23 protein-coding genes are annotated in these 25,544 nt (G+C 45.4%); 18 read left to right on the forward strand and 5 right to left on the reverse strand.

Annotation, left to right across the window (positions count from 1 at the left end; translation table 11 throughout):
* Nucleotides 1-102: 102 nt before the first annotated feature.
* The 3 genes from M3636_RS13830 to M3636_RS13840 all read right to left on the reverse strand — a co-directional run bounded on the left by M3636_RS13830 (nt 103) and on the right by M3636_RS13840 (nt 1,407).
* Entirely contained in the window at nt 103-444 is a 342-nt protein-coding gene (locus tag M3636_RS13830; protein ID WP_251382911.1) for a YtpI family protein, read from the reverse strand.
* 123 nt (nt 445-567) lie between these two features.
* Nucleotides 568-1,056 carry a sporulation membrane protein YtrI gene (locus M3636_RS13835; RefSeq protein ID WP_251382912.1) on the reverse strand — a complete coding sequence of 163 codons (489 nt, stop codon included), beginning with the start codon at nt 1,054-1,056 and terminating at the stop codon, nt 568-570.
* Nucleotides 1,057-1,077: 21 nt separating this feature from the next.
* Complete coding sequence (locus M3636_RS13840; RefSeq protein WP_251382913.1) at nt 1,078-1,407, reverse strand: YtrH family sporulation protein; 330 nt, start codon at nt 1,405-1,407, stop codon at nt 1,078-1,080.
* A gap of 284 nt (nt 1,408-1,691) precedes the next feature.
* On the opposite strand from M3636_RS13840, the gene M3636_RS13845 reads away from it, so the two are divergent.
* From M3636_RS13845 to M3636_RS13885, 9 genes are all read left to right on the forward strand, one after another.
* A complete protein-coding gene (locus M3636_RS13845; RefSeq protein ID WP_251382914.1) occupies nt 1,692-5,696 on the forward strand; it encodes a DNA polymerase III subunit alpha in 4,005 nt (1,334 codons plus the stop codon).
* A 209-nt stretch (nt 5,697-5,905) separates the two neighbouring features.
* Nucleotides 5,906-6,397, forward strand: a complete 492-nt coding sequence (locus M3636_RS13850; RefSeq protein WP_128101180.1) for a phosphatidylglycerophosphatase A family protein — start codon at nt 5,906-5,908, stop codon at nt 6,395-6,397.
* Between the two features lie 289 nt (nt 6,398-6,686).
* A complete protein-coding gene (locus M3636_RS13855; RefSeq protein ID WP_017689496.1) occupies nt 6,687-6,875 on the forward strand; it encodes a hypothetical protein in 189 nt (62 codons plus the stop codon).
* A 225-nt stretch (nt 6,876-7,100) separates the two neighbouring features.
* Nucleotides 7,101-7,277: a hypothetical protein gene (locus tag M3636_RS13860; RefSeq protein WP_162248944.1), complete on the forward strand. Its 177-nt coding sequence runs from the start codon at nt 7,101-7,103 to the stop codon at nt 7,275-7,277.
* A 2-nt stretch (nt 7,278-7,279) separates the two neighbouring features.
* Nucleotides 7,280-8,173 carry an acetyl-CoA carboxylase, carboxyltransferase subunit beta gene (gene accD, locus M3636_RS13865; RefSeq protein WP_056695477.1) on the forward strand — a complete coding sequence of 298 codons (894 nt, stop codon included), beginning with the start codon at nt 7,280-7,282 and terminating at the stop codon, nt 8,171-8,173.
* Complete coding sequence (locus tag M3636_RS13870) at nt 8,174-9,205, forward strand: acetyl-CoA carboxylase carboxyltransferase subunit alpha (RefSeq protein ID WP_251382915.1); 1,032 nt, start codon at nt 8,174-8,176, stop codon at nt 9,203-9,205.
* 106 nt (nt 9,206-9,311) lie between these two features.
* Nucleotides 9,312-10,739 carry a pyruvate kinase gene (pyk, locus tag M3636_RS13875; RefSeq protein ID WP_128101182.1) on the forward strand — a complete coding sequence of 476 codons (1,428 nt, stop codon included), beginning with the start codon at nt 9,312-9,314 and terminating at the stop codon, nt 10,737-10,739.
* Between the two features lie 135 nt (nt 10,740-10,874).
* Complete coding sequence (locus M3636_RS13880) at nt 10,875-11,378, forward strand: acyl-CoA thioesterase (RefSeq protein WP_128101183.1); 504 nt, start codon at nt 10,875-10,877, stop codon at nt 11,376-11,378.
* A gap of 5 nt (nt 11,379-11,383) precedes the next feature.
* A complete protein-coding gene (locus tag M3636_RS13885) occupies nt 11,384-11,779 on the forward strand; it encodes an FxsA family protein (protein ID WP_285858885.1) in 396 nt (131 codons plus the stop codon).
* A 97-nt stretch (nt 11,780-11,876) separates the two neighbouring features.
* Here M3636_RS13885 and ytvI read toward each other — a convergent pair whose 3' ends face one another.
* Entirely contained in the window at nt 11,877-12,995 is a 1,119-nt protein-coding gene (gene ytvI / locus M3636_RS13890) for a sporulation integral membrane protein YtvI (RefSeq protein ID WP_251382916.1), read from the reverse strand.
* A gap of 476 nt (nt 12,996-13,471) precedes the next feature.
* Here ytvI and citZ point away from each other — a divergent pair, with 476 nt between their 5' ends.
* The 4 genes from citZ (at nt 13,472) to M3636_RS13910 (ending at nt 17,544) form a co-directional block, all read left to right on the forward strand.
* Nucleotides 13,472-14,584 carry a citrate synthase gene (gene citZ / locus M3636_RS13895; RefSeq protein ID WP_251382918.1) on the forward strand — a complete coding sequence of 371 codons (1,113 nt, stop codon included), beginning with the start codon at nt 13,472-13,474 and terminating at the stop codon, nt 14,582-14,584.
* A 150-nt stretch (nt 14,585-14,734) separates the two neighbouring features.
* The gene (gene icd / locus M3636_RS13900; protein ID WP_251382920.1) at nt 14,735-16,027 is read left to right on the forward strand and encodes an NADP-dependent isocitrate dehydrogenase; all 1,293 of its coding nucleotides are present in this window, start codon (nt 14,735-14,737) and stop codon (nt 16,025-16,027) included.
* Between the two features lie 15 nt (nt 16,028-16,042).
* A complete protein-coding gene (gene mdh / locus M3636_RS13905) occupies nt 16,043-16,984 on the forward strand; it encodes a malate dehydrogenase (protein WP_128101187.1) in 942 nt (313 codons plus the stop codon).
* A gap of 134 nt (nt 16,985-17,118) precedes the next feature.
* Nucleotides 17,119-17,544: a hypothetical protein gene (locus tag M3636_RS13910; protein WP_251382921.1), complete on the forward strand. Its 426-nt coding sequence runs from the start codon at nt 17,119-17,121 to the stop codon at nt 17,542-17,544.
* A gap of 310 nt (nt 17,545-17,854) precedes the next feature.
* Here the strand turns inward: M3636_RS13910 and M3636_RS13915 are convergent, their stop codons facing one another.
* The gene (locus tag M3636_RS13915) at nt 17,855-19,414 is read right to left on the reverse strand and encodes a histidine kinase N-terminal 7TM domain-containing diguanylate cyclase (RefSeq protein ID WP_251382922.1); all 1,560 of its coding nucleotides are present in this window, start codon (nt 19,412-19,414) and stop codon (nt 17,855-17,857) included.
* Between the two features lie 375 nt (nt 19,415-19,789).
* On the opposite strand from M3636_RS13915, the gene M3636_RS13920 reads away from it, so the two are divergent.
* From M3636_RS13920 to M3636_RS13940, 5 genes are all read left to right on the forward strand, one after another.
* Complete coding sequence (locus tag M3636_RS13920; protein ID WP_251382923.1) at nt 19,790-20,659, forward strand: SDR family oxidoreductase; 870 nt, start codon at nt 19,790-19,792, stop codon at nt 20,657-20,659.
* 337 nt (nt 20,660-20,996) lie between these two features.
* Nucleotides 20,997-21,338 (forward strand): cupin domain-containing protein, encoded by a 342-nt coding sequence (locus M3636_RS13925; protein WP_251382924.1) that lies wholly within the window; start codon nt 20,997-20,999, stop codon nt 21,336-21,338.
* A gap of 49 nt (nt 21,339-21,387) precedes the next feature.
* The gene (gene pnpS, locus M3636_RS13930) at nt 21,388-23,217 is read left to right on the forward strand and encodes a two-component system histidine kinase PnpS (RefSeq protein ID WP_251382925.1); all 1,830 of its coding nucleotides are present in this window, start codon (nt 21,388-21,390) and stop codon (nt 23,215-23,217) included.
* 165 nt (nt 23,218-23,382) lie between these two features.
* Nucleotides 23,383-24,111: a response regulator transcription factor gene (locus M3636_RS13935; protein WP_128101191.1), complete on the forward strand. Its 729-nt coding sequence runs from the start codon at nt 23,383-23,385 to the stop codon at nt 24,109-24,111.
* A 151-nt stretch (nt 24,112-24,262) separates the two neighbouring features.
* Nucleotides 24,263-25,444, forward strand: coding sequence for a methyl-accepting chemotaxis protein (locus M3636_RS13940; protein WP_251382926.1), 1,182 nt, complete (start codon nt 24,263-24,265; stop codon nt 25,442-25,444).
* The last annotated feature ends 100 nt before the right edge of the window (nt 25,445-25,544 follow it).

Genomic DNA, 25,544 nt, shown 5'->3' on the forward strand with positions numbered 1-25,544 from the left:
TACATCAACCGTTATGAAGTACGGGATTAGAGATGTATTCGATGTAGTGAGATATCCTCTTTTTTTACTTTAAACGTATGGAATATACTTGGCGGATAATAACTACACGGACGGACTGGATGGATGAGGTGATCTGCCTTCTGCCTGTTGCTGTAGTCGGGCATAGTGACTACGGTTGCGTAAACCGGCAAACAGATTGTATGCACCCACCAGCAAAAATAGCGCTTCCACAACGATGGATAACGTTGAACCGCTAAAGACGAACATGAGGATTAGAGCCAGTACGATAAGCATTGCACCCATCCAGATGTTAGTCCAGGAACGATAGACACCTGTGGTAGCAGGATGTGTGCTTCGGTGGGAACGAATGCTATTTACGGCTGCGCAGACCAGAGTCAATGTAAAGATGGTGATAAGGCTGTATTTGAGTACTTCAATAAACACGAATACCAGGCTCCTTTTCTGGAAAGCATTTACTGCCCTTATTGTATCATGCCATTTGCAGACAAGGGCAGTTTTTTTGCTGCTGTACTCGTGAATTTACATTCTTGAAAATACTTCTGCGGGTCAGGATGGAACATGTTGACGAATCTGAACCCAGACCTGGAGGACACCTTCCATTACTAGCATCGTTTTTACTTGAACGATATAATCTTTCTCTCGAACGGTATAAACCTTTTGATTCAGCATAATCCGGGTCATTTTACTATATTCGTCGATGTTGAAAACGTCTCGTCCACGAAGCGCCTCCAATTCATCTCCGAGTTTCTGCAATAACACTTTTAATGAAGCCTCGTCTGGCCCCTTGTCAGAATCCTCTGCCCGAACTTTAATTTCTTTGATGACGGTTTGGCGTTTACTATATTTTTTCAGCGTTTTGATATCTTTCTCATTCTGATGAAGTTGCAGCTGCAATTCCTGATTGTTCAACCACAATGTATTGTAACTGAGGTGGAATATACTGTTGTAAACAATGGCTCCTGCAATCATGCCAAGAACAAAAACAGCAGTCATTCGCATTAATGGAAGGTAGTTGGAGAACGGCGGAATTCTCATGAACCTTGCCTCGTGACCATATCAGCCACGCCCTCCGCCGCATACCCATTTCACAAACTCGGTTCCCATATGAGCGCCCATAAATGCAGAGATGAGGTACAAGATTTGTTTCACCGCCGGTGATAGATTACCATCAAAGAAATTACTTTCAATGACACGCATAGGATCAATCGTACCTCCGACTGCCGCTGCAAGCGCCCATATTTTTATTTTGCCTGAAATATCTAGCATCGTCTGTGTAGGCGGCTGAAGTGATATGACGGCTCCAATCCCTCCAAGCATTGCACCGCCAAGTACGATCCCAAACGCGATAAAGAAATCAAGAATAGCTTTGGACAAAAATGTGCTCATCTAGCAACACTCCTTCTCAGGCCCTGTACGCGTCTCCAAATCCGAGTTCGAATAGGAAGGCGGCTTGTACTTCTATTGTATGGGCGTGCCCCCGGACGTTATGATAAAATAGAATAATAAAGTATTTGGTCTCTATTGATGCATTAGCGATTTAGAAGAGAGGTAGCAACAGAAATAACTTTTTTATTGAAATGAATTGCATGACTTCTTAAAGGTATTATGAAACCAATTCATTATATGAGTTATTGCGTATTGCAATAATAGCGGCGAAAGGAAGAAATAACATGAGTTCTTTTGTGCATTTGCATGTTCACAGTGAGTATAGTTTGCTGGACGGCGCTGCGCGTATTTCGGATCTCGTGGACAAAGCTGCAGATCTCGGAATGACATCACTTGCGCTAACGGATCACGGCGTGATGTATGGCGCGATTCCTTTTTATAAAGCGTGCGTAGCACGGGGCATTAAGCCGATTATCGGATGTGAAGCGTATATGACTGCTGGCTCTCGCAAAGAGCGGGGGAGTCGCAAGGATCAGCCGATACATCATTTGATTTTGCTGGCGAAGAATATGACGGGTTACCGTAATCTGATGAAGCTATGTTCGATTGGTCATTTGGAAGGTTTCCATTATAAGCCACGAATCGATATGGAGAGCTTACAGGCACACCACGAGGGTATCATTTGTTTAAGTGCGTGTCTGGGTGGAGAGGTTCCACAGCATTTATTGCACGGACGAGAAGAGGAAGCACGGCGTGCAGCGCTGCGTTACAAAAACATTTTTGGAGAAGACTTCTATCTTGAACTTCAGGATCATGGTCTTTCGGAGCAAAAACGTGTGAATCCACAGCTGATCAAATTAGCCGCTGAGCTGGAGATTCCGCTCGTAGTGACGAATGATGCTCACTATCTGTCAGAAGAGGATGCCGAGCTTCAGGATGTGTTGATCTGCATTGGGACAGGTAAAACCGTTGATGATGAAACTCGGCTGCGAATTGGATCGAACCAGCTATATCTGAAAAGTGGGGAAGACATGGCGCGTTTGTTCCCTCATGTGCCTGAAGCTATAGCCAATACCGTTCGCATTGCGGATTCATGTGAACTGGAGCTGGAGTTTGGCAAATCTATTTTGCCTGAATATAGACCTCTTCCAGAGGGGCTAAGCCCGTCTACGTATTTGCGTCAATTATGCGAGGTAGGCATGGAAGAGCGGTACAGTAACACCGTGCGGTGGACAGACAAGGAGCAACGTGCAGAGCTGGAGCAGCGATTGGATTACGAGCTTCGGGTCATTGATAGCATGGGATTCTCTGATTATTTCCTCATCGTGTGGGATTTTATCGCCTATGCTCACCGTCAGAACATTGTGACAGGGCCTGGTCGGGGTTCATCCGCAGGTAGTATCGTCGCTTATACGCTGAAAATTACAGATGTTGATCCTATGAAGTACAACCTGCTCTTCGAGCGGTTTCTGAATCCAGAACGGATCTCCATGCCCGATATCGATATTGACTTCAGTGATGAGCGTCGGGACGAAGTCATTGATTATGTTGCGGCCAAGTATGGAAAAGCACATGTGGCGCAGATTATTACCTTCGGTACAATGGCTGCTCGTGCAGCGGTACGTGATGTTGGACGGGCACTCAACGTGCCATATGGTGAAGTAGATAAGGCCGCGAAGTTAATTCCGGCTCAGCTTGGCATCAACATTCAGCGGGCGATGGAAACGACGCCTGAATTGATGACGTTATATGAGACTAAACCGAAAACGCGTGAGCTGTTGGATATGGCGATGAAGGTAGAAGGTATGCCACGTCATGCCTCCACACACGCAGCCGGAGTGGTCATCTCTCGTGATCCGCTGACAGACGCTGTGCCGCTTCAAGAAGGCAGTGAGGGCACTGCTCTGACGCAATATTCTATGGAGAATTTGGAAGCCATCGGATTGCTCAAAATGGACTTTCTCGGATTACGTACCCTTTCGATAATTGAGCGCTGTCTTCGTTGGATTGGAGAGCATGGAGAAGTGCCAGATTTTCGCCATATTCCAGATGATGATGCACAGACGTATGAGATGCTGGGGCGCGGCGATACGATGGGCATATTCCAGTTAGAGTCTGCGGGAATTCGGCGTGTCATGAAAGACATGAAACCGAGTGTATTCGAGGATATCATCTCCGTTCTGGCTCTGTATCGCCCAGGTCCAATGGAGTTTATATCCAAATATATTCAGGGTAAGCACGGTCAGATTGCAGTGGATTATCCGCATGCTGATCTGGAGCCAATCCTAAAAGATACCTACGGTATCATCGTCTATCAGGAGCAGATCATGCAGATTGCTTCACGGATGGCCGGTTTCTCCCTGGGAGAAGCCGACTTGCTGCGCAGAGCTGTTTCGAAGAAAAAACGGGAAGTGCTGGATCTGGAGCGCGGGCACTTTGTTCAGGGTAGCCTGAAACAGGGATATACTGAAGCTGAGGCAGACTTGGTCTATGATATGATCGTCAAATTTGCAAACTACGGTTTCCCACGTGCCCATGCCGCTGCTTATGGTGTACTGGCTTTCCAAACGGCGTATCTCAAAGCCCATTATCCCGTGCATTTTATGGCATCCATGCTAACAGCAGTGATGGGTAGCCACCGGAAAGTTGCGGAGTATGTCGTGGAATGTCGGCGGATGGAAATAGAGGTATTGCCGCCTGATGTGAACGATAGTGGTATTCTGTTTACACCTGTCTTTACCTCATCTGAGCAGCAGGAAAGTAACGCCACAACACAGACCGCCCAGACTACGGAAGAGGAAGCTATGAATCATCATGATGATGGTTATGACCATTCACATTACGGTGATGCACCTTTGCCAGATGATCCGGGGCCTGAGCCTGGTGAAGAGGGTGCTGCTTATGAATGGCAGGCATCTACTGCAATAACCGAATCTTCTCCGAAGCACGAAGGAACGGGCATTGTCACAGCTTCTACAGCAGAACATACGAAGGATGAAGAAAATCGAGCTTCACAGCCAGCAGTTTCACTCTTAGATGCAGAGACAGCGGTTGAATCGGAAGAGAACGTACAGAGCTCCATGACGTCGGGTGCCATTCGCTTTGGTCTTGCTGCGGTCAAAAACGTAGGTACCCAAGCGATGGAAAGCATCATGATGGTGCGTAAGGAACGTCCTTTTGACAGCTTGCTCGACTTTTGTCGACGTGTGGATCTGCGGGTGTGCAATAAAAGGGTAATTGAATCGCTGATTCAGGCGGGAGCTTTTGATTCGTTGCCTGGTCATCGCGCACAGCTGCTTGCCATGCTGGATGAAACGGTAGAGGCAGCGCTGAAATGGCGTAAGGAACGTGAGGACTTGCAGATTCAATTGTTTGATTTTGTGGAGACACCGAATTGGGAGATTGAATATCCGGAAATTCCGCCTTTCTCTGCCAGTCAGCAGTTGGAGTTAGAGCGTGAATTACTCGGTCTGTACCTCTCTGGACATCCGCTGGATGATTTTGAGAAAATTCTGGAATCCAGCGGTGCAGATCGAATTATGGAGCTGACCGAGGCGGCCGACGATACGATGGCGGTTGCAGCGGGCATGGTTGTGTCTGTGAAGTCGATCACGACGAAACAGGGGAAAGCAATGGCGTTCATGGAGCTCGAAGACCAGATTGAACGCTGTGAAGTGGTTCTCTTTCCCGAAGTATGGCGGCGAAGCCAGCAGGTGATCGGGAAAGGTGAACTGCTCGTCGTGCGCGCCAAGGTGCAGCAGCAGGACGAAGGGTTTAAGCTGCTGGCTGAGGAGGTGGCGCCGCTCACACCGGCGGCACTGGAACAGCAGCTACGCAGTCGTGAACGGCGCGCGAAGCCCGGCAGCGGTGCACGTCCAGCGGCTGCGGCGAAGCAGCCAGCTGGTGCGGGTGTTGGAGCCGGAGCGCAGCATAGCGGCGTAGGCTCTGCAGCAGTGCGCGGTAGCGATGCTGCAAGGGGTGACGCAGCCGGGGCGGGAAGCGCTCCGATTGGACGCCCCGGTGCAGGCAGTGCGGAGCCGGCTCGTCGGCCTCAGGCAGTGGAGCAGCGGGTGTTTGTGAAGATTAGCCCGCAGGCTGAGACTCCGGAGCTGCTCGCGCGATTGAAACAGCTTCTGGAGCAGCATCCAGGACCTGTAGCCACCGTTCTTTTCTACGAGCAGCAGCAGAAGCTGCTCGCACTGAGTGACGGCTACCGGATTAAGCCTTCACCAACCCTCTTTGCCGAAATGGAGAACATGCTCGGTGAGGGAACGGTCAAAATTAAATAAAGGCAGCAGACCACCTGTCTGTCTACACAACATAAGAAGAACCTGTTCGATGTCAATGAACAGGTTCTTTGTATTTTATTTAGTAATAGTTACCAGCTGGATTGAAGTGGTGTGGCTTTTTTTATGAACATTTTGTGAGTATGCTGCATACACTTGAGAACACCGAAGAACCTGGGGTTCTCCGGGGGAGTGAGGCGGGAGGTCGAGATATGTCATATGAAATCGTAGAAGCTATGCTGGCCCGGCGGGGTGTACAGATTGAAGCGATCGCGGAGATTGTATATCATCTGCAAAAAGGGTACCACCCGGAACTGACCATGGATGATTGTGTCATCAGTGTTAAATCTGTGCTGCAAAAACGTGAGGTGCAGTATACGCTGTACACGGGCATAGCCCTTGACGAGCTTGCAGAGAAACGTTTATTGCCTCAGCCGCTACAGGCTATTATGGAAGCGGACGAATCCTTGTACGGAGTGGACGAGACTCTGGCGCTTGGCATTACACATGTATTTGGTATGATTGGTTTAACTAGCTTTGGTTATCTGGACAAAGAAAAAATAGGCATTATTCATGACCTGAATGAGCACGGATCGGCCATTCATGTGTTTCTGGATGATCTTGTAGCAGGGCTTGCAGCTGCTGCTTCCGCTCGTATTGCACACAAAAATATTAAAGCCAAGAAATATCCCAGTGATGTATAAACAAGCAATGACGTATAGGTTGTAATGTTAAGATTTGTCCTTTGTAGAGGTAGAGGTGCAGGTCTTCCATGATGTAGTATTCGCTTGGAAGACCTGTGTATGTGTACAAAACGCTTCAAAATGCAAACATCTCATTGACCGTTTCGGTTGTCTTTAGGGAGCAAATGTCCTTTATAATCCTGTTTTCTACCGATAGATCGCGAACCCTTTCTTGCAGAAAAAAAGTGAGGTATGTTATCATTAGTCCAATATACGGGCTCTGAACATTAGCTTAGGGGGCGGACATGGTATGTGGACGGTGATTTACATTGCACCGACGGCAAAGGTTGCGGACAAGATCAAGACCAAGCTTTCGGAAGAAGGTTTTCTGGTACAGACCCGTCCCATCAGTTTATCCAAACAGCAATTTGAGATTCGCGTTCCTTCAGGGGAACTGGAAGAAGTCCAGGAAGTGCTGAATTCAATTCTGCATTCCTGATCGTTCAACATCAGACACGCCTTGGCGAATGAGAAAGTACCATTGGTACATAGGGCTGACCGCGTAAGCGGAGAGAGAGGAATCGACTTGCATGTGCTGTATGCTGCTGTCCTTCCTTCTTTTTTTGTTAGGACAAGAACCGATCTCGTTGCATTCGGAGACCCTACCAAGATAGATTCAAGCATCTGCGCAACAATCTTTCGGTAATTGCAGGTAACATCAAACGTGCTGACAGAAGCCGCTGATCCTTGCCTTATGCCGGTGGATTTTTTTGTTGTGAGTGCTGGACAAGACCCACGGCAGCTTGTGGGACGTAAGCGGTTTACCGTCGTGCGTGGAGAAGTCGTCATTGACGATAACTGCAAGTTGCGGCTAATCAAATCAACGGCTGGAGAGGTGTAGTTGTGTTCAAAGATATATTCCAGAAGAAAAGGAAGTACGCCACCATACCTTCCGAGCGTGCGCTTCAAGGCGAAGGTCAAGAAGTGAGTGAGCGCCCAAAACGAGAAATACCTGAAGGGCTAATGAACAAGTGCAGCAAGTGTGGCACGATTCAATATAGTAAGGAACTAGAGAAGAACCTGAAGGTTTGTCCTTCTTGTGGTTACCATATGCGTCTTAACGCCATGGAACGTATCGCGATGATTCTGGATGAGCAAGGATTCGTGGAACATGATGCGGATATGGTATCGGTAGATCCCCTTGGCTTCCCAGGGTACAGCAGCAAGCTGGAGCAGCAACGTCTGAAATCCGGCCTGAAAGAAGCCGTTATTACAGGTGAGGGTACGATTGAAGGTTTACCTGTTGTCGTAGCGGTTATGAGCTTTGACTTCTTTACAGGTAGTATGGGTTCAGTGGTTGGAGAGAAAATTACTCGTGCCATTGAATATGCTACTGAGAAGCGTCTGCCTATTATTATTTTCTCTACATCAGGTGGTGCTCGGATGCAAGAGAGTATTCTGAGCTTGATGCAGATGGCCAAGACGAGTGCAGCGTTGTCCAGATTGGATGAACAGGGTGGCCTGTATATTTCAGTAATTACAGATCCGACTACGGGCGGTGTTTCGGCGAGCTTTGCGAGCTTGGGCGATATTAACATTGCTGAACCGGGAGCTGTATTTGGCTTTGCCGGCAGAATTGTTATTGAACAAACGATTCGTCAGAAACTGCCTGATGATTTCCAAACAGCAGAATTTAATATGCAGCATGGACAGTTGGACTTGGTGGTTCACCGGAAGGAACTTCGTACAACCCTTGCCAAGCTTCTAGATATGCATAGTGAAAAAGGAGGGGTCTAAATGGCGGGTGAGTTGCCATATGAAGCGCCTCTGGTTGAGATGCGCAAAAAGATTGAAGAGCTCGTACAGTTCGGACAGGAAAAAGGCATCGACTTCACAGACGAGATTGCGCGTCTGGAGGAGCGTTATCATAGACTGGAAGAAGAAATATACTCTGGGATCACAGCGGCTCAGAAAATGCATCTGGCTCGTCATCAGCAGCGTCCAACAGCCCTCGATCTAATCCAGTTGATTTTCACGGATTTCATTGAGCTGCACGGTGACCGCATGTTTGGTGATGATCTGGCTGTTGTTGGTGGACTAGCGAAGCTGGATGGCAAGACAGTGACCGTCATCGGACAGCAGCGGGGGAAAGATACAAAAGACAATATCGCCCGCTTTTTCGGGAGCGCTCATCCGGAAGGATTCCGGAAAGGGCTGCGCCTGATGAAACAAGCAGACAAATTTGGACGTCCAATTATTACGTTTATTGATACTAAAGGGGCGTATCCGGGTAATACTGCTGAAGAGAGAGGTCAATCGGAGGCTATTGCTCGTAACCTGATGGAGATGGCAAAACTGTCTGTGCCTGTTATTGTTGTCGTTATTGGTGAAGGCGGAAGCGGCGGCGCACTTGCTCTGGCCGTGGGTAACCGTGTGCTCATGCTGGAGCACGCCATCTACTCGGCGATCTCTCCGAATGGAGCAGCTTCGATTCTGTGGAAAGATGCATCCAAGGCAGACCAGGCTGCAGAAGCCATGAAGATTACAGCCAAAGATCTACTTGAAATGAACGTTATTGAGGACATCATACCTGAACCTCGTGGCGGGGCTCACCGGGATTATGAAGCATCTGCGGCTGCCATTCATGAGGCTCTCATCCGTCATCTGGAAGAGATGAAAGGGTGGAGCAGCGACCAGTTGAAGCAGGATCGCTATGAGAAGTTCCGTAAGATTGGCTCGGTCACATTTGAATCTCCAGTCCCAGATCAAGCTCCTCAGCCACCTGTAGAAGTGGATGTTGTGAATAATTTGTCGGGAAATGCTGAATGATGTGACGAATTTCCTATACAAATGAACGAAAGTATAGTAAATTTAATAGTTGGAAAAAGAAAAAGACATATACAGAGAGACCTTTTAAAATCGGAGGAAACCCAAAATGCGCAAAACGAAAATTGTATGTACGATTGGCCCATCCAGTGAGTCACTGGAAAACACGAAAAAATTGATTATGGCCGGTATGAATGTGGCCCGTCTGAACTTCTCCCACGGTGATTTCGATGAGCACGGCGGACGGATCAAAGCGATTCGCCAAGCATGCGAAGAACTGAACAAAACAGTAGCGATCCTGCTGGACACCAAAGGACCGGAAATTCGGACAGGTAAACTCGAAGTTGAACCAATCGAATTGGTTCAAGATGAGTACATCACTTTGACAACAGAAGAGATTCTGGGAACCAAAGAACGTCTTTCCATTACGTATGCAGATCTCCCAAATGATGTTGAGCCGGGATCTACAATTCTGATCGACGACGGTCTGATCGGACTGACTGTGGTGGAAGTGCAAGGCACCGAGATCAAATGCCGTATCGTTAACGGTGGTTCGATCAAGAGCAAAAAAGGTGTTAACGTTCCGGGCGTTGCTATTTCTCTGCCGGGTATCACTGAAAAAGATGCTAATGATATCGTATTTGGTATCGAGCAAGGTGTCGATTTCATCGCGGCTTCTTTTGTGCGTAAAGCTAGTGACGTACTTGAGATTCGTGAATTGCTTGAAAAGCATAATGCTGGACATATCCAAATCATCTCCAAAATTGAGAACCAACAAGGTGTTGACAACTTGGACGAAATCCTTGAAGTGTCTGACGGTCTGATGGTTGCTCGTGGAGACCTGGGTGTTGAGATTCCTGCTGAAGAAGTACCATTGGTACAAAAACGTATGATCGAAAAATGTAACGTTGCAGGTAAACCGGTTATCACTGCTACACAAATGCTGGATTCCATGCAACGTAACCCACGTCCAACACGTGCTGAAGCAAGTGACGTGGCTAATGCAATCTTTGACGGTACAGATGCAATCATGTTGTCTGGTGAGACGGCTGCGGGTAAATACCCAGTTGAATCCGTTCTGACGATGTCTCGTATTGCTGAAAAAGCTGAATCTGCTCTGCCTTACCAAGAGCTGTATCTGAAACAACGTGTTGCTCAACAAACAACTGTAACAGAAGCAATCAGCCAATCAGTTGCATTGTCAGCTCAAGATCTGAACGCAAAAGCGATCATTACTTCAACTGAATCAGGTCATACTGCACGTATGATCTCCAAATATCGTCCAGAAGCACCAATCATCGCTGTAACAACAGAAGACAGAACTTCCCGCCGTCTTGCACTGGCTTGGGGTGTAACACCTGTCAAAGGTAGATTGGTTGATTCTACAGATGCATTGTTTGAAAATGCAATTGAAGGCGGAGTGAAATCCGGACTTGTTAAAGAAGGCGACCTGGTTGTAATTACAGCTGGTGTACCTTTGGGTCGTTCCGGTTCCACGAACCTGATCAAAGTTAGCCAAATTCCTAACCAAGCTTAATGGTTGGATAGGAAATAATGATGTAAAGAATGGCAATGAAGCAATGGGGCGTTATGTCCCATTGCTTTTTTCCATCTATGTAGCAATTGTGCAACCACAACACATTCAGACTCGTATAACGAAGGGAGTAACCTCATGAAGCAAAATGAAACAGGGAATTGGTATGCGGCGAACCTCCGCGTGCGTTATCAAGAGAGTGACCAGATGGGCGTAGTTTACCACGCAAACTATTTAAATTGGTTTGAGATCGGTCGAACTGAGATGATTCGCCAAATGGGGTATACATATCGTAAAATGGAGGAACAGGGGTTACTGCTTCCCGTAACCGGGCTGGATGTGAAATATCATAAACCTGCAAGGTACGATGATGAAATTATGATTTTCACCCGAATTACTGCATTTAGCGGTCTACGACTGAATTATGAATATGATATAAGACGAGTGACTGCAGATAATGGTGTGGACAGCATAGGACAACGAGTGTGGTCATCGGATGAATCTAGGCCAGGAGAACGATTAGTCACAGGCTCTACCCAACATGTATGGGTGAACGGGGACTGGAAGGTAGTAAGGCTGGATAAGGCGGCCTCTGAGCTCTACAGTGCACTTGAGAAAGTGTGGCTCTCAGGAAAGGAGTAATACGAATGCGTAGATGGATGTGGGCTGTACTGCTCATCGTTCCCGTTATTGAACTGTTTGGTTTTATTCTTATGAGCGACTGGATCGGAGCGGGAAAAACACTGCTTCTTATGATTCTCACGTCCTTGATCGGTATAGCAATGCTGCAATTTGAAGGACGGAAAGTGCTTGTGGATGCCAGAAATGAGATGGAACGAGGTAAAGTACCTGGCCGAAAAATGGTCGATGGACTATTTGTTTTCGTTGGCGGCTTTTTGCTACTAATTCCGGGTTTTGTAACGGATATCATCGGTTTTACTTTGGTGTTTCCAGTAACACGTTCGGTGTATCGTCTATTTTTCTTAGGATGGCTTGAGAAAAAGATGAAGAATGGCAGCATCAAATTTTATCGCCGTCCATAATGATAATATGTATTTGAACAAAAAAAGGCTCCACCCGTGCAGATTCATCTGCCGTGTGGAGCCTTTACTCATACTCTAAGTAACCTCACTGTACGCTTCATCGGACCCTTCCGTTGATGATGTATGTTCGCAGATCCCGCAGCACATTGGCTCGATTGAATGCATCGAGAATCACCAGGCTTACCGGCCCAATGATCAAACCAAGCACGCCAAATAGCTTCAATCCTACAAACATGCCCACGAGTGTGGCAAGAGGATCTAGTCCTACACTACTAGCTAATACTTTAGGTTCAATAATCTGTCGTGCAACCAGCACAATCAGATAGATAACAGAAATGCCAATTCCCAGATACAGATCCCCGTTCATAATGAGATAGGCTGCCCACGGAACCATAACTAATCCGACTCCAAGATAAGGTAACAGATCAACAAGCCCGATAAGAAGTGCAATCGTGAAGGCAGACTTGACCTGCAAAATCAGTAATCCAATCATCACAAATACAGCAGTAATGGAGATCATAATGAGTTGTGCTCTTGCATAACCGAACAAAGCTTTCTTCAAGTCATTCCATATATCAGTGATCGGTTTGCGAATGGAGGAAGGCACCCAGCCGGATACAGTGATGCTATGACGGGTCCAGCTTTTGCTTATAAAGAACGTGGAGAGAAGCACAACGATTAGCACTGCACCCATGTTAGGAAGCGAAGTAAGTAGATTTAGAATCATGTTGAAGAATCCAGTGACGAGATCCGTAACCGCGGTTCCGACCGTCTCTGTTGTTTTGCTGATATTGCTGTTGATCGTTTCCTGATAGTTCGGATTTTCTTTGTAAAATTCATTAATCTGTGTAATCAGACTTTGGATCGTATCATTCTCCGTCCAGCGGATAAATACGGCCTTAATTTCATCAACATGGAGATCGAAGCTTGTAGTTAAGGAAATAACCTCTTTCACCATACGGGTTACAGCAGCCGATAACACGAGTACGATAGCCCCGAAATATACGATCAATGATAGAGTGACAGCGAGCCAGCGTGGGAACCGTGCTTTATGTTGAAGTAGCTTAACAAGAGGGTTCATAGCATAGGCGATGATCCAGGCAATTGCAAAAGGATACAACAGGGGAAACAGCAGATAAATGGCCACTGCGATGAGGATCGTCGCAATAATAACCCATAATCCGCGCAGTAGGCGCTTCAATATAATTCTGTCCAAACCTCACGTCTCCTTATCTAATAGTTCATTCAGTTCCATGAAGGTATCTAATTAATATAGAGCAAATAGGACATTTTGAAACGCTGATTTCGTGAAAATGCACAAGATTTGTATTCTTTTGCCTAGAGTATGCCAGATGGCAGGGAAGAATAGCAATAAAAAGAATGGTTTGATCAGCGCTACGTCAAAACTATATATGTAGAATAAAATGTAAACCTTGGTTGTGTAAAGGCTTTCAAAAATGCTTTATCGACCTGATAAATATGTTTGATGTGCAAAAGAGCTTCCGTCATGTTCACATAAACGACAAAATCCAGTATGATTATATAAGTAATTATCGATTGACAGATGAAAAACCCGAATTTTTACTTCTTTACTATTTTATGAAATGTAAATGTTTACAACACCAGGAATGCTTATGGAAAGCTTCATTAGGCTAGTGTTTTTTGATTTCGTTTAATAAAGGAGAGAGTAATATGACAGCTACCAAAGGTCTGGAAGGCATCGTTGCAACAACCTCCTCGATCAGCTCTATTGTAGACGGTGTACTTACATACCGTGGATACAATATTGATGATTTGGCAGAGCATGCAAGCTTTGAAGAAGTTGCTTATTTGCTGTGGTTTGGTAAATTGCCGAACGCAAATGAATTGAAATCCCTTCGTAAAAGCTTGAGTGATTATGCTCCGATTCCAAGTGAACTCGTTGCACAAATCAAGTTGTATCCCAAAAACATGAGCACGATGGCAGCTCTTCGTTCTGCTATTTCTGCCCTAGGATTATATGACGAGCAGGCTGACGAAATGACGGCTGAGGCGAACGAGAACAAAGCGGTTAAATTGCAGGCTCAATTGCCAACAATTGTTGCAGCTATCGCTCGTATTCGTCAGGGTAAAGAACCTGTAGCACCAAAAGAAGGCGCTTCCATTGCCGAAAACTTTTTATATATGTTGACTGGTGAAGAACCGTCAGATACAGCAGTAAAAGCATTGGATCAAGCGCTCGTATTACATGCGGATCACGAGTTGAATGCTTCCACTTTTGCAGCGCGTGTAACGGTTGCGACGTTGTCCGATATTTATTCCGGCGTCACTTCCGCTATCGGGGCGTTGAAGGGGCCGCTACATGGCGGTGCTAATGAAGCTGTAATGAAGATGCTGAATGAGATTGGCACCCCGGATCGCCTTGAAGCAGCAATTCAGGAAAAACTGAATAACCGTGAGAAAATCATGGGCTTTGGACACCGTGTGTACAAAAATGGTGACCCACGTGCGAAGCATCTGCAGAAGATGTCTAAAGAACTGGGCGACATGAATAATGATACACGTCTCTATGATATGTCTGTGAAGATTGAAGAATTGGTTACAGGTCAAAAAGGTCTGAAGCCAAACGTAGACTTCTACTCTGCGTCTGTCTATACACAGTTAGGCATTGAGCACGAGTTATTCACACCAATCTTCGCGATTAGCCGGGTATCCGGTTGGACTGCTCACATTCTCGAGCAGCTCGCAGATAACCGTATTATTCGTCCTCGTGCTGAGTACACTGGACCAACAGAACAGAAGTACATTTCAGTCGAGCTTCGCTAATTACGTCAAAACCAGTATAATAATGAAGGATGGGGCGAAGGGTGCTTTCAATTAACGAGAGTTGGTTGAAAACAAAGACCCTTCCCTCGATTAGACAAGCGGTATGAATCATACCTAAACTCACACAACGATCAAGGAGGAATTGTAACTATGAAATTAGAAAAATTCGCTCATCCAACTGAAGGAGAAAAAATCCAGATCGATAATGGTGCACTGCAGGTTCCTAACAACCCGATCATTCCGTTCATCGAAGGTGACGGTACAGGTCGCGATATCTGGAAAGCTTCCAAACGTGTATTGGATGCAGCAGTTGAAAAAGCATATGACGGCAGCAAAAAAATCGCTTGGTACGAAGTATTTGCTGGTGAAAAAGCATTTAATACATACGGGGAGTGGTTGCCGAACGATACGCTCGAAGCTATTCGTGAGTACATCGTAGCAATCAAAGGACCTCTGACTACACCAATCGGTGGTGGTATTCGTTCCCTGAACGTAGCACTTCGTCAAGAGCTTGATTTGTATACATGCCTGCGTCCAGTACGTTATTTCGACGGCGTACCTTCCCCGGTTAAACGTCCTGAATTGGTTGATATGGTTATTTTCCGTGAAAATACAGAAGATATCTATGCAGGTATCGAATATGCAGAAGGTTCCGATGAAGTGAAAAAAGTAATCCAATTCCTGCAACAGGAAATGGGTGTTAACAAAATCCGCTTCCCTGAAACTTCCGGTATTGGTATCAAACCAGTTTCTTCCGAAGGTTCGAAACGTTTGGTTCGTGCAGCGGTACAATATGCAATCGACCATAACCGTAAGAGCGTTACATTGGTACACAAAGGTAATATCATGAAATTTACTGAAGGTGCCTTCAAAAACTGGGGATATGAAGTGGCTGAAGAAGAGTTCGGCGATAAAGTATTCACTTGGGCTCAATACGATATCATCAAAGATAAAGAGGGTACAGATGCAGCGAATGCAGCTCAAAAAGCAGCTGAAGATGCTGGCAAGATCATCGTAAAAGATGCGATTGCTGATATCGCTCTGCAACAAGTATTGACTCGTCCAGGCGAATTCGATGTTATCGCAACATTGAACCTGAACGGTGACTATCTGTCCGATGCACTTGCAGCGCAAGTGGGCGGAATCGGTATCGCTCCAGGAGCTAACATTAACTATGTAACTGGACATGCGATCTTCGAAGCTACACATGGTACTGCTCCTAAATATGCTGACAAAGACGTCGTGAACCCTGGTTCCGTAATCCTGTCTGGCGTAATGTTGCTTGAGCACCTGGGCTGGCAAGAAGCTGCTAACCTGATCTACAAAGGTATGGAAACATCCATTAACAATAAAACAGTAACGTATGACTTCGCACGTCTGATGGACGGAGCAACTGAAGTGAAATGTTCTGAATTCGCTGATCAAATCATTAAAAACCTGTAAGGGGAGATGTGAATCGTGACTATTCAGCGCAAAAAAATCACAGTAGTCGGTGCCGGTTTTACCGGTGCTACGACTGCACTGATGCTTGCCCAAAAGGAACTCGGAGATGTCGTTCTAGTAGACATTCCTCAACTGGAGAACCCGACAAAAGGTAAAGCACTCGATATGCTGGAGGCAAGTCCTGTTCAAGGCTTCGACAGTCATATCGTCGGAACTTCCAACTATGAAGATGCTGCAGGTTCGGAGATTGTTATTATTACGGCTGGAATCGCCCGCAAACCGGGCATGAGCCGTGATGATCTGGTCAATACGAATGCGGGAATCGTGAAGTCCGTCTGTGAAAATGTGAAAAAATATTGCCCTGATTCGATCGTCATTATTCTGAGCAACCCGGTAGATGCAATGACTTATGCAGCGTATAAAACTCTTGGTTTTCCCAAAAACCGCGTAATTGGTCAGTCAGGCGTACTCGACACTGCCCGTTATTGTACATTCATCGCACAAGAATTGAACGTATCTGTTGAAGATGTACGTGGATTCGTTCTTGGCGGTCACGGGGATGATATGGTACCCCTTGTTCGATATTCAAGTGTTGGAGGCATTCCGATCGATACGTTAATTCCAGCAGACCGAATTGAAGCGATCGTTCAGCGTACACGCGTTGGCGGTGGTGAGATTGTGAACCTGCTTGGTAACGGTAGCGCGTATTATGCCCCAGCAGCGTCCCTTGTGCAAATGACGGAAGCCATCTTGAAGGACAAGAAACGCATCATTCCGGTTATTGCCTATCTTGAAGGTGAATATGGCTATAACGATCTGTTCTTGGGTGTGCCGACGATTCTAGGCGGTGGCGGGATCGAGAAAATATTTGAATTGGATCTGACAGCTGAGGAGAAAGCAGGGCTGGATAAATCTGCTGAGTCTGTTCGAAATGTCATTTCCGTTGTAAATATCTAAGTTTGAAAAGATTTTGAACAAGAATATGGAGAAAACCCCCGAAAAACCGGGGGTTTTCTTTCTTTTGGATAAGTTCCCCAGTATAATGGTATGTGATGTATAGCACACCGAATTTATTGAGGAGGATGGAAATTTTGGGAATGATTATGTATCTGCTTCATATTGTTGGAGCACTGTCGTTAGGCTTCTACCTGATTCTGCCGTTCGTAGTTGGTAGGATCCGTAAGCTGAATGTAGCAGCACAAGAGGGCGCATTCACATCACTTCGATCCTTGAATCGTATCGCTCAGTATGGACTGATTATCCAGCTTCTGACTGGGGGTTACCTGATGACCAAAGGGGAGTACTCTCACTTGTGGATGGGTGTAGTGGTTGTCCTGTTGCTTGCAATGGCTGCCATCGGTGGAATCATGGGGAAACCGCTGCGTTTGGCTGCAGAAGGTGTGAAGAGCAACCGTGATGTAAGTCCAGAACATGGCAAGATTCGTATGTTCAGTACACTACTTGCTGTATTCTTACTTATTATGGTGTATCTCATGGTGGATAGCAGCGTAATCTAAGAATGAATCAGTATTACAATACGTAAAGCGTTCTAACCTGATTTTTTGGCCTTGGTCAATTGTGCCAGCATAATGACGATGGGACAAGTTGAACTGGCTGGTGTCAGGTGCACATACAAACCAAGATGTAAAAAAACAGACAGCCCTCAGACTGTCTGTTTTCTTTTGTTTAAGGTATTCGCAACTCAGATGTATTAACTATTGCTGAGGGACTTAATTATAGATGTGTTCCAGAATGGAGCTGTGTGATGCAATACTTATTATTATTCGGAGTGTTGAAAATCAGTTTAATTTGGCTCGGTCATGTGAATTAAGCGAGACTCGCGCTGTAGGCAAATACAGCATTTCGCCCATTACGCTTCGACTCATATAACGCAAGATCTGCATCTCGTAGTAACGATTCTAATGAATCTTCTTCCCCGCTGTACTGTGCAACCCCGAAGCTTGACGTCAGCGAAATGATTACACCTTCAACCTCAAGCGGCTCATTGAACAACGCCGTTCGTAGCTGTTCAGCAAGCTTTTGTCCATCCTGAAGGGATGCGCCAGGCATCGCAATTACGAATTCTTCTCCACCATATCTGGCAAATAACGTATCAGAGTTCAGATAACGGTTACATACCGTGACAACGTGAATAATCGCTTTATCGCCTACATCATGTCCATAGGTATCATTAATTCGTTTGAAGTGATCGATATCAAACAAGATAAAGGCAGCTGGTCGCATGGTTAATCTGGCATCATTCAGAATTTCCTTTCCCTTATTCAAAAACTGCGTTCGATTATAGATTTTGGTAAGCCCATCAAAGTAAGCCATTTGTTTTAGCTGTTCCTGGAGAAAACGCTGTTCGGTTATATCAATCAGCATAATTAAAATTCCAACGATCTGAGCACCTTTATTAAAAACATAGGATGTTCTAACCTGATAACATACGGTATGTCCTTCTAACTGCCAGTATAAGTCGGTCTGAAGACCTTCTCTACCATACTCCACTGGAAAGGTTTCCCCCGCGAGGCCAAGCCAGATATCGTCCCACCTTTTTCCGATCATACTCACTTCAAGTTCAGGCAACATGAGACACATCGCTTTATTGTAATCCACAAGACGGTTGGAACTATCAAGTACAAGTACACCTTCGCGCATGCTCTCAAATATGCTGTCTTTGGCAATCGGAACGATCGTAAGCAGACGTGAGGATAAAATGGCCCAGATATACATGGCAGATGTGATACACATCAGGACCGGAACGGGATCTAATCCACCCGGAGTAAGACCCAGCAGATAAACGAAGGCAGCGACCATCGGAATAAGCTGTGAGGTGATTAGCGTGAGTAATTGCTTGCGATACATTTTCTTCGTATGTTTCCATTGCCCAACGAGAATAAGACAGGCACAGAGTAGACACGAGAAGGTAAACGCCCCTTGTACAACGTACCACTGGCCTATGGAGATATTCATGAGGGGGACTCCTGAATCGATTTCAAGCCAAACCTGTTTGTAGAATAAATGATGATAATCATTGGTGGCTACCATGAAGAGCGTAATGGAAGGGATGATGAACATGGCAATGGTTGCTTTTCGAGATAAAGTTCTCCCGGTGTATTGAATCATGAGAAGCACGCCGAGTGAAGCGGAGAAAGGCATACCCATATACTGAACAACTGTCCAGAATTTCATCTGCTCCAGTGTATTGCTGGCTAGCTGAATCGCATATCCGAACGTATAAACGCTAAGAGCTGCTGTGTAGAGCATGAATATTTTGGAACTAGGAATTTCAGCTCTTCTAAAATATGAATATAAACACAAAAAGACATTCAAAACGGCTGAAGTGGTCACAAGTGTTATATATGAATCAATGTTTGATCCCATGGTCTGTTCTCCAAATCGTAATGATTTCTAAAAACTTATCTGTATACTGTACATTGTACATCAGCCAAAGCGGCATAGGAATACAAATTACGATATGAAACAGTGCTTTTTTGAAAATAAAACGAACTTTATCGCCTAGTATATGGTTAAACGGTGAAAAACATCGAAAATACATAAAATTACAGTAATATCATTCCAATTCCATACATTTGCTTGTTTAATTCGTAGGCGAAGTGGTAAGTAAATTTAGAGGCAACATGCTGAAGGTTGTCAGGAAGAAGATTGAAGATCAGAATAATCTGTCCTGTTCATGCCATCCTACACAGTGAGACAAGAGTCAATATCCAATTCAGTTTAATGAGAGGAGAATGCTTTATGTCAACGCAAACACAGACCCAAAAAACAATGCCAGCCCAGCATCAGGATCAGCAGCCTGGTATTGAATCAGAAATGCATCCTAGACCGGAGTTTGAAAAACCTGAATATAAAGCAGCCGGAAAGTTGATAGGTAAAGTGGCGTTAATCACGGGTGGAGATAGTGGTATTGGACGAGCTGTAGCAGTTACTTATGCAAAAGAAGGTGCTGATGTCTCGATCGTGTATTTGAACGAGCATCAGGATGCCGAAGAAACGAAGCGACAGGTTGAGCAGGAAGGAAGAAAATGCATTTTGATCGCTGGAGATATTGGTGACAATCAATTTGCTCAAAAATCTGTGCAGCAGACGATTGAGCAACTGGGTAAGCTTGATATTGTTGTGAATAATGCTGCTGAGCAGCACCCGCAGCAACAGTTAGAGGATATAACACCTGAGCAACTGGAGCGTACGTTCCGTACCAATATTTATGGAATGTTCTATATTACTCAGGCGGCTATGCCACATCTCAAAAAAGGCAGCACGATCATTAATACAACATCCATTACGGCTTATCGTGGCAATCCATCCCTGATCGATTACTCATCGACCAAAGGTGCGATTACGTCGTTCACACGTTCCTTATCTATGAACGTTGTGGAGAAGGGAATTCGAGTCAATGCCGTTGCACCTGGTCCGATCTGGACACCTCTGATTCCATCAACGTTTGATGAGAAAAAGGTGAGTGAATTTGGATCAACTCAGCCGATGAAGCGTCCAGGGCAGCCTGATGAACTAGCTCCTGCTTATGTATATCTGGCTTCAGATGACTCTTCCTATGTGAGTGGCCAGGTCATGCATGTCAACGGCGGCGAAGTAGTGAACGGCTAATCAGCCTTAACCCAAGATGAATTAGACATGACGTCCCTTTATCAGCCTAGCTGGTCGGGACGTCTTTTTATATATGATTGAGAATACTTACAAAAAGATCGAAAATCCATGGAGAATTTACATAGAACAGCATCAGACGTAATAGTTACATGATATTTTATTTAGATGTCTATTATAGTTGTCGCTTGTTCCCATTGATCTATAACATAACAGCAATAACTATGAACGAGGGCAATAGTAAAGGAATTTTATAAGTTGATCGTCTGCGTTAATGCCCATATTGTCGAAAGAAATCTGTGATAAGATAGACAAACAGACTTCGATAGGGGGAACCAGCGTGAAAATTAGCAAACAAAATGCATCACATTATATATGGGGGAATCAATGTGACGGATGGCATCTGCTACAGAACGAAGGATTGAGCATCATCCATGAGCGAATGCCAGCGGGAACAGTTGAGATAAGACATTATCACTCGGTTAGCCGACAGTTTTTTTTCATTTTAAGTGGTACAGGTTATATGGAACTCCAAGGTGAGGAATTCGAGCTTGAAACGCATGAGGGGATAGAGATTCCTCCAGGTGAGCCTCATCAGATGCAGAATCGAAGTGCAGCGGATGTTGAGTTCTTGGTCATTTCTCTGCCAGGTACACGTGGAGATCGTATTGAGTTGAGTTGAAGTACGCAAAGTTATACTTTCGATAAATCAACAATAAAGGAAGAGATTGATGAGACCATTTCGAGTTCGCCTATCCATCATCATGATGGTTCTAATCGGAGTATCCGTTATTGTAGCGGGATATACGATGGGCAGAGTGTTTAAGACTACACATACCACAGCGTTGGAACAAACGATGGTGCGTGAGATTAATTTGTTAAAAGCGACATTTCCGTTTCACGATGCAAGCGATCCGACATCTCCAGAGACCAGACAGTATTATTCTGCGCGTGCAATTGAACTCGATCGGCTGACAGATTCGCGAGTAACTTTTATCAATAAGGACGGAACAGTCATCGGTGACTCGGAGAGCGATCCAGCCAATATGGATAATCATCTGGAACGTGAAGAAATCAAGGGTGCGATTGGAGAAGGATATGGTCAGGCCATTCGATATAGTGAGACGTTAGGGCAGGACATGCTCTATGTCGCACTTCCTGTCAATTCCGATCAGAGTGACATGGTTGAAGTACCAGGAGGTAAATTCGACGGTTATATCCGTTTATCCATGAGCCTTGCTGCTGTCGATCAAGGACTTCAACGTGGTTGGGTGATCACATTTACAGCCCTTGGATTGTTGTTTCTCATCGTAGCCCTTGTGAGTTATCGTGTGGCTCGAAGCTTAACCTCGCCGATAGAGCATATCATCAAGGTCGCTCATCGAATTACTAAATTAGAGTACGACGCCAGAGTTGATGTCACACGCCGGGATGAGATCGGTCAGTTGGGGCTTGCGATTAACGGAATGGCCGATAGTCTTCAAACCCAGCTCAAAACGATTCGTGATAATGAGGCATTGCTGCAAAGTGTCCTTGCCAATATGACAGGTGGCATTGTCATGATTGACGCAGGGCAGTCTATTGCACTGGTGAATCGAGAAGCAGAACGGATGCTCGGCATTCAGGCTGCACGAGTTACGGGTAGGCCGTATGTAGAATTAAAGAAACACTATGAGCTAACACGTTCCATTGAGGAGAGTGTCGCTCTGCAAGAACGAATGCATGAGGAAGTCAGTGTATTTAATCCAGAGGAACGATTGATTCGTATTGATGGTGTGCCGATGACCGAAGACGATGGTAGTTACCGCGGAATGTTATTCCTTCTTCAGGATGTAACGGCAATTCGCAGGCTGGAGTCGATGCGAAGTGAGTTTGTAGCCAATGTATCCCATGAGCTGAAGACGCCTGTAGCAGCGGTTAAAGGTTTTGCTGAAACGTTATTAAGCGGTGGTGTGCAGGATAAGGAAACAGAACGCTCATTCCTGAAAATCATCTATGATGAAGGGGATCGACTGAACCGACTAATTGGAGATATTCTGGAGTTGTCCAAAATTGAATCCAAGCGTGCTCCGTTGCAATGTTCACCTGTTCACGTACACTCCTTTTTTGAAATGGTTCTGGGAACACTATCCACCGTGGCTGAGAAAAAACAGATTCGAATGCAGATGGTTGTGCCTGAGGAACTGTATATCGAGGCGGACGAGGATAAGATGAAGCAGATCTTCATCAACTTATTGTCCAATGGCATCAATTACACCCCTGAAGGTGGACGCGTGAAATTACAAGTGACAGTAGAGCATGAGGATGATGAGGAGCAGGTCGTATTTGCGGTATCTGATACCGGCATAGGTATTCCGAAGAACGATTTGCCACGAATCTTTGAACGTTTCTACCGTGTAGATAAAGGGAGATCACGGAACTCGGGTGGTACAGGACTTGGATTATCCATTGTTAAACACCTTGTTGAACTCCACCACGGCAAACTTTCCGTAGAAAGTGAACTCGGTCTGGGAACAACGTTTCGTGTCATTCTTCCGTTAATTCAGGATGAAGAAGTATAGGCCTCTGGAATCGAATTGTAAAAAGGTGTTTATTTCTTTACACTCAGTTAACAAATAGATGATATGATAGGAAATGTGTTGTGGCTATAGAACAACCTATAAGAAGTGAGGTTGTTCTCGAAGTTGGACTGTTTGAACGCGCACTATAAGGAGAGAAGGGGTATCATGGCACAGCGTTTGCTTGTAATTGAAGACGAACCTACATTATCAAGATTACTCACGTATAACCTTACACAGGAAGGCTATGATGTAACAGCAGAGGATCACGGATCTTCTGGATATGATCGAGCATTATCGCAGGAATTTGACCTGATATTGCTAGATCTGATGTTGCCAGGAATGAATGGTCTAGACATTCTGAACAAATTAAGAGTTCAAGGTGTAACGACACCGGTGATCATTCTGACAGCCAAAACCGGTGAAGCTGAGGTTGTACAAGGTCTGAAATCAGGAGCAGATGATTATATCACCAAGCCATTTGGCGTATCGGAATTGCTCGCCAGAGTAGACGCAGTGTTAAGACGATATTCCAACGGTGAGGACTTGCCTCAGCCAGAGGACAAAGAAGGCTCGCGAATTGTATTGGGTGAACTGGAGATTTATCCATTGAAGTATGAAGTAACGCTTGGTGGACAGTCCATTAGTTTGCGGCCGAAGGAGTTCGAGGTGCTTCTCTATCTTGCGAAGAAACCGGGCGTTGTGCTCACTCGCGATGATCTGATGAATGCGGTCTGGGGCTTCGATTATATCGGAGGTCAACGTACAGTCGATGTTCATGTAAGCTCATTGCGGAAAAAGCTAGAGTTAGATCCAGAATCGGTTCACATTGATTCGATTCGTGGTGTAGGTTATAAATTGGTTGTAAAAAGAAAAACTCCCCATCATTCGAGTTAACGATGATTGGGGAGTTTTTTTTACAGTGATTTTACATAAAGAATTATTTTCCTTCATGAATGAGGAGTAGCATAAATTCGAATGAGTGATACTTTATACCTACATAATGCACCGCAGGATGGAGTTCATACGTAAAGGAGAATGCGCATTTATGCCTATGTTGCTTGAAATGAGGCCAATTGACCCGTTAGAACAAGACAGCCATGTACAAGAGAACATAACTGATATGAAGGAAGTTGAAAAGCCTGAAAGGGCACTTCTTAAGCATCCGTTATCCATTCGTGATTACTGCCGTGAAGTTCCGGTTGTATATGTACATACCACTTGTGGGGAAGCGGCTGGCATGTTAAATGCAGATGAGGCATATCCATGTATTGTAATGTGTGATGAACAAATGAAGCCGCTTGGTTTGTTAATGAGGGAGACGTTATATCGACTCCTGAATGGACGTTTTGCAGCAGATTTATTTTATCGTAAAGCAGTCCAAAATGTAGTCGATCCAATGCCGGTTATTGTGGATGTTTCCGCAGACGCGCCGAGCATCATTGATATCGCCCTGAAGCGAGAGGAGCAGCATTTTTATGACTGTATCCTGGTTACGGAAGAGGGCAAGCTAATAGGCGTGCTAACGATGCGGGATATGATGTTTCTATCACGGAAGCTGCAGCATCAGGCAAGTGAAGAACGTGCTAGAACAATCACCGAATCAAGACAGGAGATTGCTCGCATTAACGATTCGGTCACAAGTCTAGTACAGGCTGCAGGACAAGCAGGTGAAGAAGCACAGCGGATTATGCAGTTGTCCGCAGAAGGAGAGCGAAGCCTCACACAAGTCGAAATGTCCTATCAACAGGTCTACAGACATATGGAGGGGCAACGTCAGCATGCAAATGTAATGTTGGACTCGATTCAAACTGGAGCAGGGATGGCAAGTTCAATCCGATCGTTGGCAGATCAAAGTGCATTACTCGCTATGAATGCATCGATCGAAGCTGCCCATGCAGGTGAATACGGTCGCGGCTTCCAAGTGGTAGCCGGTGAAATTAGATTACTTGCCAAGCAGACTCGTGAGGTGGCAGGTAATATGTCGTCTTTGCTTGAAGGTATTGGTGACTTGACGAAACAGACCGTTGAATCGATTCGGGCAAGCGCCGCAGAGATTGATGACAGTTCAACACATGTTACTGCTGGAGAGGTTGCTTTCAGGGATATGAGCAGCGCTGTTGCAGGGATGTCTCGGATTGCAGAGGGGATAGCAGAAGAGGGAGAGAAAGCAGCAGATATGGCTACACATATTCGTACACAGTTAAAAGTGATGGTGCATGCTCAATAAACTTCTCCTTACATATTTTCTTAACATCATAATGGATATAAGGCATCCATCGTTGCTGTGATCAGACCCTGCTGGGTCATAGCGTAGAAGATGTCTTTTT

Source organism: Paenibacillus sp. MER 99-2, assembly GCF_023714095.1.
In the GTDB taxonomy this organism is placed as follows: domain Bacteria; phylum Bacillota; class Bacilli; order Paenibacillales; family Paenibacillaceae; genus Paenibacillus.